At 70.0% G+C, this 15,105-nt stretch carries 14 protein-coding genes; 4 read left to right on the forward strand and 10 right to left on the reverse strand.

Annotated features, from left to right (window positions below; all coding sequences use genetic code 11):
• Positions 1 to 31: 31 nt before the first annotated feature.
• From VF106_RS26055 to VF106_RS26075, 5 genes are read right to left on the reverse strand one after another with little or no spacing between them, the layout of a single operon-like run.
• Positions 32 to 763 (reverse strand): TetR/AcrR family transcriptional regulator, encoded by a 732-nt coding sequence (locus tag VF106_RS26055; RefSeq protein WP_330842469.1) that lies wholly within the window; start codon positions 761 to 763, stop codon positions 32 to 34.
• Entirely contained in the window at positions 756 to 2,003 is a 1,248-nt protein-coding gene (locus VF106_RS26060) for an FAD-dependent monooxygenase (protein ID WP_330842470.1), read from the reverse strand. Before VF106_RS26060 ends, VF106_RS26055 begins: the two co-directional genes overlap by 8 nt.
• Positions 2,004 to 2,037: 34 nt before the next feature.
• A complete protein-coding gene (locus VF106_RS26065) occupies positions 2,038 to 2,886 on the reverse strand; it encodes an SDR family oxidoreductase (protein ID WP_330842471.1) in 849 nt (282 codons plus the stop codon).
• 40 nt (positions 2,887 to 2,926) lie between these two features.
• Positions 2,927 to 3,862 carry an NAD(P)H-binding protein gene (locus tag VF106_RS26070; RefSeq protein ID WP_330842472.1) on the reverse strand — a complete coding sequence of 312 codons (936 nt, stop codon included), beginning with the start codon at positions 3,860 to 3,862 and terminating at the stop codon, positions 2,927 to 2,929.
• A gap of 16 nt (positions 3,863 to 3,878) precedes the next feature.
• Positions 3,879 to 4,013, reverse strand: coding sequence for a hypothetical protein (locus tag VF106_RS26075; protein ID WP_330842473.1), 135 nt, complete (start codon positions 4,011 to 4,013; stop codon positions 3,879 to 3,881).
• Between the two features lie 59 nt (positions 4,014 to 4,072).
• On the opposite strand from VF106_RS26075, the gene VF106_RS26080 reads away from it, so the two are divergent.
• Positions 4,073 to 4,432 carry a Rossmann-fold NAD(P)-binding domain-containing protein gene (locus VF106_RS26080; protein WP_330842474.1) on the forward strand — a complete coding sequence of 120 codons (360 nt, stop codon included), beginning with the start codon at positions 4,073 to 4,075 and terminating at the stop codon, positions 4,430 to 4,432.
• Between the two features lie 38 nt (positions 4,433 to 4,470).
• A complete protein-coding gene (locus VF106_RS26085; RefSeq protein WP_330842475.1) occupies positions 4,471 to 5,187 on the forward strand; it encodes a TetR/AcrR family transcriptional regulator in 717 nt (238 codons plus the stop codon).
• Positions 5,188 to 5,312: 125 nt separating this feature from the next.
• Here the strand turns inward: VF106_RS26085 and VF106_RS26090 are convergent, their stop codons facing one another.
• Positions 5,313 to 6,086, reverse strand: a complete 774-nt coding sequence (locus tag VF106_RS26090; protein ID WP_330842476.1) for a maleylpyruvate isomerase family mycothiol-dependent enzyme — start codon at positions 6,084 to 6,086, stop codon at positions 5,313 to 5,315.
• Between the two features lie 40 nt (positions 6,087 to 6,126).
• Positions 6,127 to 7,935, reverse strand: a complete 1,809-nt coding sequence (gene bluB, locus VF106_RS26095; RefSeq protein ID WP_330842477.1) for a 5,6-dimethylbenzimidazole synthase — start codon at positions 7,933 to 7,935, stop codon at positions 6,127 to 6,129.
• 332 nt (positions 7,936 to 8,267) lie between these two features.
• On the opposite strand from bluB, the gene VF106_RS26100 reads away from it, so the two are divergent.
• Both VF106_RS26100 and VF106_RS26105 read left to right on the forward strand, forming a co-directional pair.
• Complete coding sequence (locus VF106_RS26100; protein ID WP_330842478.1) at positions 8,268 to 8,627, forward strand: hypothetical protein; 360 nt, start codon at positions 8,268 to 8,270, stop codon at positions 8,625 to 8,627.
• 345 nt (positions 8,628 to 8,972) lie between these two features.
• Positions 8,973 to 10,118: an aromatic ring-hydroxylating oxygenase subunit alpha gene (locus tag VF106_RS26105; RefSeq protein ID WP_330842479.1), complete on the forward strand. Its 1,146-nt coding sequence runs from the start codon at positions 8,973 to 8,975 to the stop codon at positions 10,116 to 10,118.
• Positions 10,119 to 10,207: 89 nt separating this feature from the next.
• Here VF106_RS26105 and VF106_RS26110 read toward each other — a convergent pair whose 3' ends face one another.
• The 3 genes from VF106_RS26110 to VF106_RS26120 are packed head-to-tail and all read right to left on the reverse strand — an operon-like array spanning position 10,208 to position 15,005.
• Positions 10,208 to 12,601 (reverse strand): AMP-binding protein, encoded by a 2,394-nt coding sequence (locus VF106_RS26110; RefSeq protein WP_330842480.1) that lies wholly within the window; start codon positions 12,599 to 12,601, stop codon positions 10,208 to 10,210.
• Complete coding sequence (locus VF106_RS26115; RefSeq protein WP_330842481.1) at positions 12,598 to 13,632, reverse strand: ABC transporter ATP-binding protein; 1,035 nt, start codon at positions 13,630 to 13,632, stop codon at positions 12,598 to 12,600. Before VF106_RS26115 ends, VF106_RS26110 begins: the two co-directional genes overlap by 4 nt.
• Positions 13,629 to 15,005 (reverse strand): ABC transporter permease, encoded by a 1,377-nt coding sequence (locus VF106_RS26120; RefSeq protein WP_330842482.1) that lies wholly within the window; start codon positions 15,003 to 15,005, stop codon positions 13,629 to 13,631. Before VF106_RS26120 ends, VF106_RS26115 begins: the two co-directional genes overlap by 4 nt.
• Positions 15,006 to 15,105: the final 100 nt, after the last annotated feature.

Genomic DNA, 15,105 nt, shown 5'->3' on the forward strand with positions numbered 1-15,105 from the left:
GGCTTCTGCGGCTACAGCTCGTGTACCACGACTAGCTGGGAAGCGAGGGACTCGACGACGTGAGCGCCGCCCGGCTGATGAGGTCCAGAGTGGTGGCGCGTTCTTCGGCCAGCAAGCGGAGGCCTTCCTCGGCGGTGGCCTGGACCTGGTCAGGGCTGGCATCTTCGGGTCCAAGTAGTGCGGTGACGGCGGCGGCGAGCACTTTGCCCGAATCGGTGACTGGCGGCTGGCTGTGGCGGCCGGTGGCGGCCGCCACGAATCCGGTGACCAGAGCATCCAGGGCGTAGGCCTGGTTGGCGAGGGGCCAGTCGGTCCTGGCGAGGTTGTTGCGCCGCCAGATCGGCAGGATCCTGTGCATCACCCCGTATGGCCCGAGGGCGTCGAGCAGTGTTCCCGAGCGGGGGTCGTCAGTCAGGATGCCGAGCAGGGCTCCGTCGTGGTGCAGCAGGGCGCTGACGTAGGGGTGTTCGGTGGCCATGCGCAGCATGTTCGGGCACAACCGGGAAGGTCGGGCCAGGTCCGGGTCGGTGGTGACCGCGGCGGTGACGTCGTCGGCGAGGGCGATGAAGTCGCGGCTGATCAGCCCGAGCAGCAGGTCTTCTTTCGACCTCCAGTAGAGGTACACGGTGCCTTTGCCGACGTGGGCCCTGGTGGCGACGTCGGCGATGGTGAGGCCCCTGCTGCCGTGTTTGCCCAGCAGTTCACCCGCGGCGGCGAGGATCCGCGCCGCCTTGGGCGAGCTGTGTTCTGGCAGGTCAGGCAACGGGCGTCCGGTCGAACCGGTTCAGTGCGTTGCCGACGATGTCGGCGTGCTTGAACTCGGCGATGTCGTCGGCTCGCATGATCTTCTGCATCATGCGAGCCCCGAACCTGGTTTTGCCCAGCCGCATCATCGTCCGCCGGAGCAGAATCTGCGGCCAGTTGTCCATCACGAAGATCTTGCGGTCCGCGGCGGCTCCGTCGCGGTAGTGGTCGAGGTACGGGCGCAGTCCCCGTTCCCACTCGGTCAGCGCGGTGTCGATGTCGTGGGGGTGTCGTTCGAGGACGGTGCCGAGCAGTTCGGCACCGCTCAGTCCGGCGGAGACACCCATGCCGGCGAAGAGGGTCACGCACCAGGCGGCGTCGCCCACGAGTACGACGCGTCCGCGGTGCCAGGTGTCCATGCGCACCTGTTCCACCGAGTCGAACAGCACGCCTTCGGCGTGCTCCAGCGCCGTGATGGCGTCGCCGAGTGTGCTGCCGGTCGGCTGCGGACCGAAGGCGGCCCGGACGCGGTCGACGGGTGGCTCGGTGAACTCGGCGTCCACATCGTCGGTGCGGTAGATCAGCAGAATGGTCGGGTCGTGGTCGGTGAACCCGAAGACCCACATCGACCGGTTGGGCTCCATCAGCGTCGCGCCCTGGTTGGGGGCCACACCTGTTGGTGTACCGGGGTACTGGTACGCGGCGATCATGTAGTTCATCCGCCTCAGGTACCTCTCGTGTGGGCCGAACACCAGGGACCGTACGGTCGAGCGCAGCCCGTCGGCGCCGACGACGAGGTCGAACCGCTCGGTGACCGTCGTCCCCGTCGCGGTGTCGTGCAGGGTCACCTCGACCCCGTCGCCGTCCTGCTCGATGGCGGCCGGCACGGTCGAATAGCGGATTTCCACGTCGGCGGGCAGTGCCGAGTACGCCGCCTGTTCCGCGTCACCACGCAGCATCAGCCACGGCTTGCCGGGTATGTCGTTGAAGGACAAGCCAGGTCGTGCGCGGCCGGACCGGTCGATGTCCAGGCTCGGTACGTCCGGGGTGCGGTTGTGTATGTCGTCCAGTAGGCCCAGGCGCTTCGCCGCCGCCTGGCCGGCGCCGAACAGCGCAACGAAGTACCCGCCTGCTCGCCTGCTCGGCGCCTTCTCGATGATCACCGGCGTCCAACCGGCCTTGTGGAGCCGCGTGGCCGTGGCGAGCCCGCTGACACCCATTCCGACGACCAGAACCCGACCCGCGTCATTCCCACTCATGCCACTAATCATACTGACCGGATTGGCCATTTGGTCAGTGGATGGCGCGCATCACGGTGGCCAGCGAGGTCGCGGCGTGGCCTGTCAGCCGGGGGATGGCGTCGGTGACCCCGTCGAGTTCGCCGGCGGCGATGGCGGTGTAGGTGGACACCCATGCGTCCAGCTGCCAGTCGGGAGCGCCGTAGGAGGCACGTGACCGGTAGGCCTCGTCGACGGTTTCGGGCTGGTAGGTGATTGTCCGTCCGGTGGCCTCGGACAGCACGGCGGCCACGTCGGCGAGGGTGAGTGCCTGCGGGCCGGTCAGGTCGTAGGTCGCTCCGGCGTGGTCGGGGGCGGCGGTGAGCACGGCGACGGCCGCGTCGGCGATGTCGTCCTGTGCGACGACCGCGGCTCGCCCGACGCGGCCGGGTCCTCGGATGACGCCGTCGTCGCCGGCCAGGTCGGGCATGAAGTCGGCGTAGAGGTTGTCGCGCAGGAACGTGAAGTCCAGCCCGCTGGCGCGGATGTGTTCCTCGGTGGCCCAGTGGTCGCGGGCGAGGGTGAACGTCGCGTCCGGCGCGGCACCGAAGAAGGAGATGTAGACCAGATGCCGGATTCCGGCCTCCGCCGCGGCGTCGACGAACGTCCGGTGCTGCTCGACCCGGTCGGGGGTCTCGGACGCGGACACCATGAGGACCCGGTCGATTCCCCGCAGTGCCCGCCGCACGCTGTCACGGTCGCCGAAGCTGGCGGGCAGTGGGGTGGCGCCGGGGAGGGCCGGGGCACGGGCCGGGTCGCGGACCAACAAGGTCTGCTGGGTGCCCGCGGCGGCGAGTCGCCGGGCGACACGGCCGCCGAGGCGGCCGGTGGCGCCGGTGACCGCGATCGCGGCTTCCTGAGTCATGGATGGGTTTCCCTTCGACGGTCGCGCACTCCCGGCCTGCTTACGCCAACAGGAGTTGCGCGTGTTCCTGTAGCCATTCCCGCAAGGTGAGCGGTTTACGCCCCAGCGTGCGTTCGGCGAAGTCGTTGCGGGCCCAGACGACCTCGTTCTCCTTCTCGTACTCGAAGAACTCCCACAGGAACTCACGGACTGGGCCGAGTTGTTGGTATGTGTGGAAAAAACCTTCCTTGGTGCCGTCGTGGGTGATCTTCTCGCCGAGGACTTCGCTCATGATTTCGGCGACGTCGCTGAAGCGCATGAGGTCGTGGCCGTTGTTCACCGTGTGGAACTGGCCGATGTGCCGGTGGTTGTCCGAGAGGAACAGGCGTCCGGCGATTTCGGCGATGTCCCGTGGGTCGATGAAGGGTATGAGGCGGTCGTGCCAGACGAGCTTGCGTTCGCGGCGCAGGCCTTCCTTCATCTGGAACAGATTGTCCATCATCGTGGCGCCGATGTTGAGGTAGGTCACCGGCAGATCGCTCTCGTCGAGAATCCGCTTCGCGATGGGATGTTGGACGGGGAGTCCAAGACGTCCGTCGCGTAGGGACTGTGGGATGCGCCGTGGGTTGGCCTCCGGCTGGAGACCGACCACGCGCAGGACGTGCACCGCGGTGCCCGCCTTCTCGAGAGCGGCCACCAGGTTCGCCATGGCTGGCTGTTCGTCCGTGCCGCCGGTGGTGGTGACGAAGACACCTTCGATCCCCTGCGTGGCGGATTCGAGTGAAGGGAGGTCGAAGTAGTCCGCGTGGACCGCTTCGGCGTTGGGGAAGTCGCGGCGGAGGTCATCGAGACGTGCCGGCCTGCTGCTCGCGAGGCGCAGCTTGATCCGCGGGGCCTCCTTGTGCAGAAACTCTGCCAGTGGCCTGCCTATGTGGCCGGCCGCACCGAAGATGAGAATGCTGCGCGGTACGGGCTTGGTGTTGCCGTTCCCGGACATTGAGCGTCCCTTTCGGTCAGAGCGAGGTGTCCAGGGGCAGCAGTTTGTTGCGCAGGTGCGTGATCAGGCCGTCGAGCGCGCCGGGGTCATGCGCCGCGCGGTCGAAGATCGTGATGTAGCGGTCGATCACCATTGCGGTCGTCTGGGTCATGGCGTTGCCTCCATTGTGAACAGAGCGAGCACGATGTTGATGACATCACCTTAGAGAAGGTGACCAGACTATTCATCTGGTCAGTACGTTGGCTGGGTCACGCGCCGCCGCTGGGTCGTGCGCTGGGTGAGGCGATCGACGCGCTGGAGACCGCGGACGACGTGCTGTTCGACTCGGTCGAGCAGGTGCGAATCGGCAGTTGGCATCGTCGCCGGGTCGTGCTCGTCGGTGACTCCGCGTGGTGCGTGACCCTGTACGGGGGCATGGGTGTCTCGACCGGGATGGCCGGGGCGGACCTGCTCGGCACCATGCTGGCACGTCGTCCCGAGGACGTGCCGAAGGCCCTGGCCGCATGGGGGCAGCTGCGGTCGAGGAGCAAGGCGGGCAGGCTGAAGGACAAGGACCTCGCCCTAGCATGATGAGGTGGGACCAGCTCGGCACAGGCAAGGAAGCGACCATGACAGCACTGGCTGAACACGACTCCGGCACCGCGGCCCGGATTCTCGCCGCCGCGCGGGAGCTGGTGCTCAAGCGTGGGGTCAAGGGCCTGACCGTCGCCGAGATCGCGGCACGAGCGCATGTCGGCAAGGGCACCGCCTACCTGTACTGGGGCACCAAGGAAGACCTCCTGTTCGGACTGTTCGCCCGGGACTTCCTGGACGTCGTGGACAGCGAGATCGAGGTGCTGACCGCCGACCCGGACAACAGCCGCCCGCACCGGCTGTGCGCGCGGCTGGTCCGGGTCGCCCTGGAACACCCGTTCGTGCGCGCCCTGCAGACCGGTGACGTCGACCTGCTGGGCGCCCTCAGCCGGCAGTCGCGCAGCAGGGAGCTGCTCGACATGCTGGGCCCCGCCGCGATGATGTACCGGGTGTTGCCGGTGTGGCGCGAACACCGGCTCGCCCGCACCGACTGGCCCCTCGAGGAACAGGCCTACGCGCTGCAGGCGCTCATCGCCGGCTTCCTCGCCACGGCCGCGCAGAGCCAGGGCAACGTCGTCGTCGACGATCCCGACAAGGTCATCGCCGCTGCCGTGACCGCCCTGCTCGGGCCCGAAAAAGCCAGGCAGGCGGAAGTCCGCGCCGCCACCGACGAAGGACTGCGGCTACTGCGCGAGGGACGCGAGACCGTGCTCGCCCTGATCACGACCAAACACGAGACCAAGCCGGACTAGACAGCCCCGGCGTCCCATCTGGTCCTATTTGTCACGCCACGCAGCCTGCGGTCTGCAGCGCCGCCCTGCCCGTCGCCAGCCTGGCCCGGCTACGACCCACCGGACACTCACCGCCACTGATTCCGTCAGAAGCCGGGGAACACGCGACGCAGGTCGTCGAGCGTGATGCTGCCCTCGACGGTGACGCCGTTGTCGTACGGTGCCTTGAGACGGCCGCTGACCAGCCGGACGAACGCTTCCGCCGGCCCGTTGAACGTCGCAGAAGGTGACTCGAGGTGGTCCACCACGGTGACCGCGTCGTCGATCACCAGACCGCCGCCAGGGACCGCGACGGACACCGGGTCCATGAGCTCGGCCGGCTTCGCGAGGAAGCCCAACATGAAGCCCACGGGCCCCGCCAGGAGATCGACCAGCACCGCAGCCGACTCGGCGTCCACCCCAGCGTGCGGGTCGAAGGCCACGCGCACGTCCCACGAGTGATTGGCCACCTCGTTGAGCCGCATGCCCAGGGCGGTCAGCAGCGAGACCGGCTCCGGCAGGAACCCGAGATCGACGGTTAACGACGAACGCTGCTCGGGCGTGAGCGCCTCGACCATTGCGAGCCAGCGACCGTCGTACTCCAGGAAGCCCTCTGCCTGCGCTCGCGGCGCGGACGCGTCCCAGCGGGCCCAGATCGTCTGGTTGTCCTCGGCCGCCACAGCCTCTCCGGCGGCCCGGGCGATCGGCGCGCGGCCGATCTCCGCACCGCTACCGAGGTGAGAAAGGACCTGAGCGACGGTCCACTCCGCGGCACCGCTGGTGGTGGCCAGCTGGTCGTCGGTAAAGGTGCGGACGAGACCGGCGAGCGCGTCATGCTCGGAGCGGAGAGCGGTGATCGTACGGTCCACAAGTTGGTTCATGGCACACACAACTCCCGAACGGACAATTGTGTTCCGCTGATCAATGCCGCACTGACCCGCCCTCGCCCAGCCAGCCTGGAGTGTCCGAAGTAGACGATCTGGTCGCGGCACCCGGTGGTGGGTCGGCCGTTCGTGCGGTGGCCGCGCGGACGACCATGGCGTGGCGCAGCACTCCTGCCGCGAAGCAGGCACCCACGCCCTCGCCGGCTCGGATGCGCAGGTCCAGCAGTGGTTCACAACCCAGCTCCACGAGGACCAGCGGGTGGCCGACCTCCCGACTTCGCTGACCGGCAACCAGGCTGGCGGCCGCGGCGGGTTCGAGTCGGGTGGCGACCAGTGCGGCGACCGAGGTTGCCAACCCGTCCAACACGACCACCGCGCCCACGCTCGACGCGCCGAGCACGACACCGGCCAGCACCGCGAACTCGGGACCGCCCAGTGTGGCGAGCACGGCGAGTGGGTCCTGCCGGTCGGAGTCGCGAACTCGTTGGAGTGCGTCATGCACGACCATGCGCTTGCGGTCCAGTATCGCGGTGTCCGCGCCCGCGCCGAGGCCCACGACGTCCGCGGGTTCCGCACCGAGCAGCCCACCCGCCAGAGCGGCGGCCACGGTGGTGTTGCCGACGCCGACCTCGCCGAGCACGACCAGGCCCAGCCGGCCGACGTGTGCTCCGACGGTCCGGCCTGCGTCGAGGAGCCGACTCGTGTCCCGGTCGGACATGGCGTTCTCCGTCACGAGGTCGCCTCTGGCGTCAAGGCAGGTCAACCGGTCGACGCCGGCGACCGCCGGGCCGGACACGCCGGCGTCGAGGACCGCCACGTCGAGCCCCGCCGTTCTGGCGGTCGTCACCCCCATCGCCTCGCCGGCCGCGGCTGCCAGCAGGACCTCCCGGGTGACGCTGCCCGGGTAGGCGGACACGCCGTGCGCGGCGACCGGGTGATCAGCCGCCACGAGAACCAGCGTGCCCTCGTCGAGGTGGGTGTGTCCGAGCGCGACCGCCTTGTCCATGGCACGGTCCAGTGCGCCGAGCGAACCCGGCGGGGTCAGCAGCACGTCCGTCCCGTCCCGGGCGCCGACCACCGCGGTCTGGACCGGTGCGTGCAGGCGGGACGGCGGCGGCGCCGGTTCGTCCGCGGTCGGCCAGCGTTCCTCGATGACCACCTGGCCCAGCGGCAGCCGGCGTGACCAGCCAGCGCGTTGCAGCCCGGGTTCCGGGGGCCGCTCGTCCGGCCAGCCGAGGCACAACCAGCCGAGGGTGACGACATCGTCCGGCAGGCCGAGCAGCGCGGCCAGCTCGTCCGGCTCGAACAGCGTCACCCAGCCGACCCCGAGGCCCTCGGCACGCGCGGCCAGCCACAGGTTCTGGATGGCACACGCACAACTCCACAGGTCCGTGTCGACGAAGGTCGCACGGCCGAGCACGCCCTGCGGCGCGGCCCGCCGGTCGCAGCAGACCACGACGCCCAGAGGCGCTTCCCGGATACCCTCCAACTGCAGGTCCAACAACCGGCGAGCGGCGTCGGCGTCCATCATCGCGGCCTGCCGCAGCCGCTGGCGGTCCGCCATGAGCGCCGCCCGCTCCCGCGTCTCCGCTTCCCGCACCACGACGAACCGCCAAGGCTGACTGTGCCCCACCGACGGCGCGAGGTGCGCCGCGCCCAGCACGCGCCACAACAGGTCCGGGTCGACCGGGTCGGGCCGGAAGCGCCGCACATCCCGCCGCGCACCGAGCACCGCGTACAGCGCCTCCCGCCCCTCCTGCGGGAACGCCCACCCGGCGGGATCACCAGCGCGTCCCGCCGCGGTGGTCACGTCGCCGATCAGCGGTACCGGACGCTCCCAAGCCACCGGGCCATCCTACGATCAGCACGGCGCCGGCCATCCTCAACTGCTGGAACAGCAGATCAGGTGTGGAAACCGAACGACGCGACGATGGCGAAAACCCCGGGGACTTGTTCTGGAGCTTGGTGACCACGAAGTCGTCGTACAGTTCAGGGGCACCTCGGAGTCGACCCTGACCCGGACGGAGACAAAACCGGGACCGTCAGGCCGGTGAGCCGTTCGGTCGCCAGGACCTGTTCCACCGCGTGAAACGGCTCGGCCGGGTCGGGCGCCATCACCACAGCCGAAGCGGCCTGACAACCCGGCGAATCTGTCCAGTCACGGCACTAGGTGTGGACATGATGCACGCCAACTTCGGTCTGCCAGATTTCAGCCTATCAACGACCACCGACAAACGCCGCGACGTCCGCGCCCGCCATCGGGGTCAGGCCCGGGAACGCGCCCGTTACCGCCACGGTGACAGGGAACCGCCATACCCGCGCCGACGTCAGACATTGGTGCGCAAACTACTCATAATCATCACCACGACGGCCGCCCTGACTGCCGTGTCCATCACACCGGCGGCCGCCCACGCGGGCACCGCCTCGTTCACGACCCTCAGCGCCTGCAAGCAGGCCAGGGAGAAAATGAGCAAAACCCACAAGGTCACCCCCTGCGAGAAACACGGAAACTCCTACGTGTTCAAGTACCAGCACTGACACCGCGCCATCGGCAACCTCAGTGTCAAGGTGGGTGTGGCCGCTGACCATGAGCGGCCCCAGGATCCGACCCTGATCACATGGTGACTTCCGGCCCCGGGCTCGGGGCCGGCGGACAAGTTGTCCATTATGGTCGGGGTTCGGACCGGTTGTCCTGACGACGAGGCTCGAGGCCGAGTGGTCAGCGGCCGGACGAACCTGACCGAGCTGGTAGATGGCGGGGTTCTCCGGTGGTCACGTTTCTTGGCACCGGTGACCTCACGGTTGTGCGGAGACAGTTCCGAAATCATCTACGGCCAATTCTGGAGGCCGACCGCGTTGGCGGCGTCGAGGTACGGTCGTCTCGTGTCCTCCCCTGCCCCATGGCCGCCGGCGCCGGTCGGTGACCTCGAGAAAGCCCTCCGCCCGTTCGGCGAGTCGACGATGCTGCCGGCGGGCGCCTACACAGCGCCCGAGGTCCTGCGATGGGAACTGCGCCACCTCTTCGCCGGGACGTGGTCGTGTCTCGGCCGCCTCGACGAACTACTCGACGCGGACACAACCCAGCGCGGCGTGCTGGCCGGCGACATCCCCGTGCTGCTGACCCGTGCCGGCACCACCGTCGAGGCGTTCGCCAACACCTGCCGCCACCGCGGCCACGAACTGCTGCCCGAGGGCGGCACGTCGACGCGGCCGGTGGTCGTGTGCCCGTACCACGCCTGGACGTTCGGGCTGGACGGTGACCTGCGGGGCGCGCCGCGGTTCCACGACGTGCCGGGGTTCCGGCCAGCCGACCACAAGCTCGTGCCGTTGCCCGTCGAGGTATGGCACGGCTGGGTGTTCGTCAACGGCACCGGCGACGCGGCACCGTTCGCCGAGCACATCGGCGCGCTGGCCGAACTGGTCGCGCCCTACGCACCGGACCGGCTGCGGCTGGCGGCGCGGCACGAGTACACGGTGCGCGCCAACTGGAAGGTGATCGTCGAGAACTACCACGAGTGCTACCACTGTCCGCACATCCATCCCGAACTGTGCGCGGTGTCCCCACCCGCCAGCGGCGACAACTACGATCTGCCCGGCGCGTGGATCGGCGGCGCCATGGACCTGCGCGACCACGCCGAGACCATGTCGCTCGACGGCAGCTCGCCAGGGGACTTCCTGCCCGGTGTGGACAGACGGCGGGTGCTGTACCTGGCGCTGTTCCCCGATCTGCTGCTGTCCCTGCACCCCGACTACGTGATGACGCACCGGTTGCGGCCGGTCGGTCCGGACGCGACGTTGGTCGAGTGCTCATGGCTCGCGCTGGGCGAGGCACGCCACGCCGAGGAGTTCTGGGACCGCACCAACCGGCAGGACTGGGCGGCGTGCGAGTCGGTCCAGCGTGGACTCGCGTCACCCCACTTCCGGCCAGGACCGTTCGCGCCCAACGAGGACGCCGTACACCAGTGGGTCGCGATGATCGGCCGCGCCTACCAGGGTCAGCCACCGTGGCGGTCCACAGTGGCGCCGTGACCACCGCTCGCGCACCAGGTCCCAGCCCCGGATCGGCGAAGCCGTCCGCGGTCGAGATCGCACAGAGCGGTGAACAGAAGCTCGCGCTCTCATCCCACGCGAACTCGGCGACGATCCGGACTGAGCACCCGGGTGGCAACCTGGATGCAGTGCCAGGCCACCACGCCCGCGGCGATGCTCAACACGACGACGAGACCTGCCGGCAGGTGAGGCTGCAGAGCCGGGAACACCGCGTAGTGGGTGAGGTAGATGTAGAGCGACGCGCTCGCGATCGCGCCCACCACCGCTACCACGGGTCTCGGCACCGGCACTCGGGTGACACCGAGCAGCACCACGACGCCGACCGTCACGATGATCTGCCGGGACAGGTCGTCGAACGTGCCGGGCACCAGCGCCAGCGTGACGGCCAGCACCACGCATTTGCGGGTCCTGGTGTCAGCCAGGTATGCCAGCCAGCCGAGCGCGAGGAACCAGGCCGCGCCCAGCGTGGTCATGTTGCGCTCGAAGAACGTGTCCCCGACCGCCAGGCGGAAGACGGACAGCACGCCCAGTGCGGTCAAGGCCACGGTGAACCCGTGTGCGCGGGCGGCGCGCCGCACCGCCGGCACCGTGAACGCCAGTGCCAGCAACAACAACGCGTGTACCAGCACTTCGATGAACCAGTAGCCCACGGCGCCGGTGCGCACAAAGTTGTTGACCAGCAACACGTTCGCGAGCGTCACGTCGTCGGTGACGGCCGCTCGGTAGGTCAGCCACAGCACCGAGGGCACGGCGATCAGCGCGGCGCCGCGCAGGATGCGGCCGCTCGTCCCGGGCAGCAGGAACCGCGCGAAGTTCCAGCCCGCGATGACGAGCAGCAGGTGCGCGCCGCCCTCGAGGCTGAAGAACCGGATGTGTGAACCCACGATCAGCACGATCGCGAGCGCCCGTAACACGATCCCGGTCTCCATCACCGGCACGCGCCGCCGTGGACGCCGCAGCCGTTCCAGTTCGGCGACAGGGATGGTCGGCCACCGGTCGGGCAGGTGGCCGAGCAGCCGTTCCAGCGCGACCGACATCCGCACGTGGTTGAGCGAGTCGCCGCCGAGGCTGACGAACGTGGCGTCGTCGGGAACGTCCCGCTGGTCCAACACGTTGGCGAACGCCGCACGCACCGACCCGGCCGGCGCGTCCGCACCGCCGAGCTTGACGAGTGCCTGGTAGTTGACCTTTCCGTTGGGGAGGCGGGGAAACTCGTCGACGCGCACGACCCGGGCCGGCAGGCCGAACCGGGTGCGGACCAGCGCGCCCGCCCGGCGCGAACTGCCCCGCACGGCGACCACCAGCACGTCGTCGGTGCCGGCACAGGCAGCCTCGATCCCCTCCCCCGCCAGTACGTGCTCGACCCGGCCGAGGTCCACGCGCAGCCCGAACAACTTCAGGAACCGGCTCTTGCGGCCGGTGATCTCGTAGAGGCCGTCCGGGGTGCGGCGGCCGAGGTCGCCGGTCGGCAGCTCGAACGTGGTCCGGCCGAGCGCGAGATCCGCGGACTTGGTGGCGTAACCCAGCATCACGTTGGGCCCGCGGTACACCAGTTCCCCGTCCACGAGGTCGAACTCCCCGCCTGGGATGGGCACGCCGATCGTCGACGGGTGGGCGTGCGCCAGTTCCGGTGGCAGGTAGGCCATCCGGGCCGTCGCCTCGGTCTGGCCGTACATGACGAAGAAGTGCCAGCCACGCTCGGTCCCGAGCCGGGCGAACCGGCTGACCTTGGCGGGATCCAGGCGGCCGCCGGCCTGGGTGACATACCGCAGGCTCGGCAGGTCCATCCGCTCGAATCCCACGGTGTCAAGGAGATCGAACGTGTGCGGCACGCCGTGCAGGCTCGTCACGCCCCGCTCCCGCACGACTGTCCAGAACGCGGGGTCGACCACCGACGCGTCGGTCAGGACGAGGCCGGCGCCGCGCAGCAGGTTGCTGTTGATGACCGAGAGCCCGTAGCAGTAGTGCATCGGCAGCGAGGTGATCGCCCGGTCGGTGGCCCGGATGTCGAGGTACTCCGCGATGGCCGCGGCGTTGGCGACGAGGTTGTCCGCCGACAGCCGCACCAGTTTCGGCTCGCCGGTCGTGCCGGAGGTGGACAGAAGCAGCGCGAGTTCCGGGTGCAGGTCGTGCGCGGTGCCCGGTCTGCGCTCGTCCCATCCGCCGTCGACCACCACGTCCGGGTCGTACGCCGCGGCCAGCGCGGCACTCTGGCCGGGCGCGGTGAGCAGCACGGGGTGCCCGCCACGCAGTGCGGCGAGGTAGGTCACGACCGAGTCGACGTCGTTGGTGGTGGCGAGGAGCACCAGCCGGCGCACCGGGCCGAGGCGTTCGGCCACTTCGGACACGCGGTCGTCCAGCTCGCGATAGGTGACCCCGGTGCCGTCAGGTGTGACCAGTGCGAGCCGGTCGCCGTGCTCTCCCAGCCCGGTAGCGAATCCGAGTTCGGCGGCCGCGGTCATGACCGGCGCTCCGGGAAGAACAACGCGGTGCCGGACACGCGCACCGCGACCTCGTCACCCGGTTGCGCGGGAAGCACGCCCTGCACGCGTGACCGCATGCGCGTGCCGTTCGCCAGGCGCAGCAACACTGTCGCGTCGTGGCCGTGGAACAACACATCGTCCACAGTGGCCACCACGCCGGCCACCTCGCCGTGGTCGCCCACGAGCAACTGTTCCGGCCGCACCAGCACGGTGCCGGCGCCGCTCGCCCTGCCGTGCACGGGCAGCCGACCGAGCGGCGTCTCCGCCACGCCGTCGCGCGCGACGGCGTCGAACGTGACCGCCTCGCCGACGAACAGCGCGACGCCAAGGTCGGCGGGGTCGGTGTAGACCTGTTGTGGCGCACCGAGTTGTGCGACAACACCGTTGCGCAGCACGGCCACGGCGTCGGCGACGCCGAGCGCCTCCCCCTGGTCATGTGTGACGAGCACGGCCGTCGCGCCGAAGGCACGCAGCGCCGCCCGGACGTCGACCCGCAACTCGTCCCGCAGGCTCGCGTCCAAAGAGGAGAACGGCTCGTCCATGAGCACGACACCCGGACGCGGCGCGAGGGCCCTGGCGAGCGCGACGCGTTGCTGTTGCCCGCCGGACAGCTGAGCGGGCATGCGGGCGCCGTAGCCGGACAGGCCGACGAGGTCGAGGAGCTCGTCGACCCGACCGTTGCGCCGGCCATGCCGGGGCAGCCCGAACCCGACATTGCCGGCGACGGTCAGATGCGGGAACAGGGCGCCTTCCTGCGGCACGATGCCGATGCCCCGTCGCTCCGGCGGCACGTGCACCGAACCGCCCGCGAGCAGCCGGTCCGCCAGCACGACCTGGCCGTCGCGAACGGGGTGAAAGCCCGCGAGCACCCGCAGGAGCGTGGTCTTGCCGCAACCCGACGGTCCGAGCACAGCGAGGAGGCCGCCCTCCGGCACCGCGAGGTCCACGCCACACAGCACCGGCTCGGAGCCGTACCCTGCGACAAGTCCTTTGACGTCAAGAAAAGTCATCGCTCTCCTCCACGCAGGAAACGGTCGAGCAGCACCGCCGGGATCGCGGCGACGACGAGCAGCACCGCAGCGTACGGCGCCGCGGCCGCGTACGCGGCGACCTCCGTCTTGGTCCACAGCTCGGTCGCCAGGGTGTCGACGCCGGTCGGCCGCAGCATCAGCGTCGCGGGCAACTCCTTGGCGCTGGTGAGAAACACCAGCGCGGCGCCCGCGAGGATGCCGGGCGCGGCAAGCGGCATAGTCACGAGGAACTGGGTGGCCGCCCGCCCCCGACCGAGCGAGCGGGCCACGTCCTCGAGTACCGGCGGCGCGTGCGCGACGGCCGTGCGCACCGCGCCGACGGCCAGCGGCAAGAACAGCACCGCGTAGGCGAACGCGAGCATCGCGGTGGTCTGGTAGAGCCCCGGCACGAGCCGCACGCCGAAGAACACCAGCGCGAGGCCGACCGTGATGCCCGGCAGTGCGTGGCCGGCGAAGCTCGCCAGTTCGACACCCCGCACCAGCGGTCCTCGGTACCGTGCCGCGAGCACTCCCACCGGCAGTGCCAGCACGATCGTCAGCAACGCGCCGAGCCCGGCGACCGCGACCGTGTGCCATGTCGTCATGAGCAGATCCCCGTCACCCGAGGAGCTGCCCGCGGCGAGCCACCACCCGAGGCCGAACACCGGTACGCCGAGCGAAAGTCCCAGCAGCGCGGTGGTGCCGAGCAGCGCCGGCACCCGCGCCCGGCCCAGCGGCACGGTCGTGGGCGTGCGGCGGCCTCGGGTCGCCACGGTGCCCCGGGCACGGCGCTCGCCGACGGTCAGCGCGATCGCGAGCACGACCAGCACGCAGCCGAGGATCGCCGCCGGGGTGCGGTCGAACGTGGCGCGGTAGCTGGTGTAGATGCCGAGGGTGAAGGCCTCGAACCGCATCAGCGACACCGCGCCGAAGTCGCTCAGCACGTAGAGCGCGACGAGCAGGCCACCGGCGGTCGCCGCGGGCCGGATCTGGCGCAGCGTCACGGAAAGGAATGCCTGGCCGCTGGTCCGGCCGAGGGCGCGCGCGACCTCCTCGACCGCCGGGTCGGCCGCCCGCAGCGTGGCGGCCACCGGCAGCAGGACGTACGGGAACGACACCAGCGTCAGCACCAGGAACGCCCCGACGAAACCGGTCATGCGCGGCGCGAGACCGAGCCAGGTGAAGCCCGCGACGTAGGACGGCACAGCGAGCGGCAGCACCAGCAGCACCCCCACGGCACGCCGGCCGGGCAGGTCGCTGCGCACGACCAGCCACGCGCCGAGCACGCCGAGCAGGACACAGGCCGCGGTCACCGCCACCGCGAGCGTGAGGCTGCGCACGGCCAGGTCGAGCGTGCGGGGTCGGACCAGCACCTCCCACACCATGCCCAGGCCGCGGTCGAACGACCGGACCGCCAGGTACGCGAGCGGGATCAGCGCCGCCCCGGCCGCGACCAGGGCGAGTGCGGTGAGT

Origin of the sequence: Actinophytocola sp. (assembly GCF_036378875.1) — a bacterium.
In the GTDB taxonomy this organism is placed as follows: Bacteria; Actinomycetota; Actinomycetes; order Mycobacteriales; family Pseudonocardiaceae; genus Actinophytocola.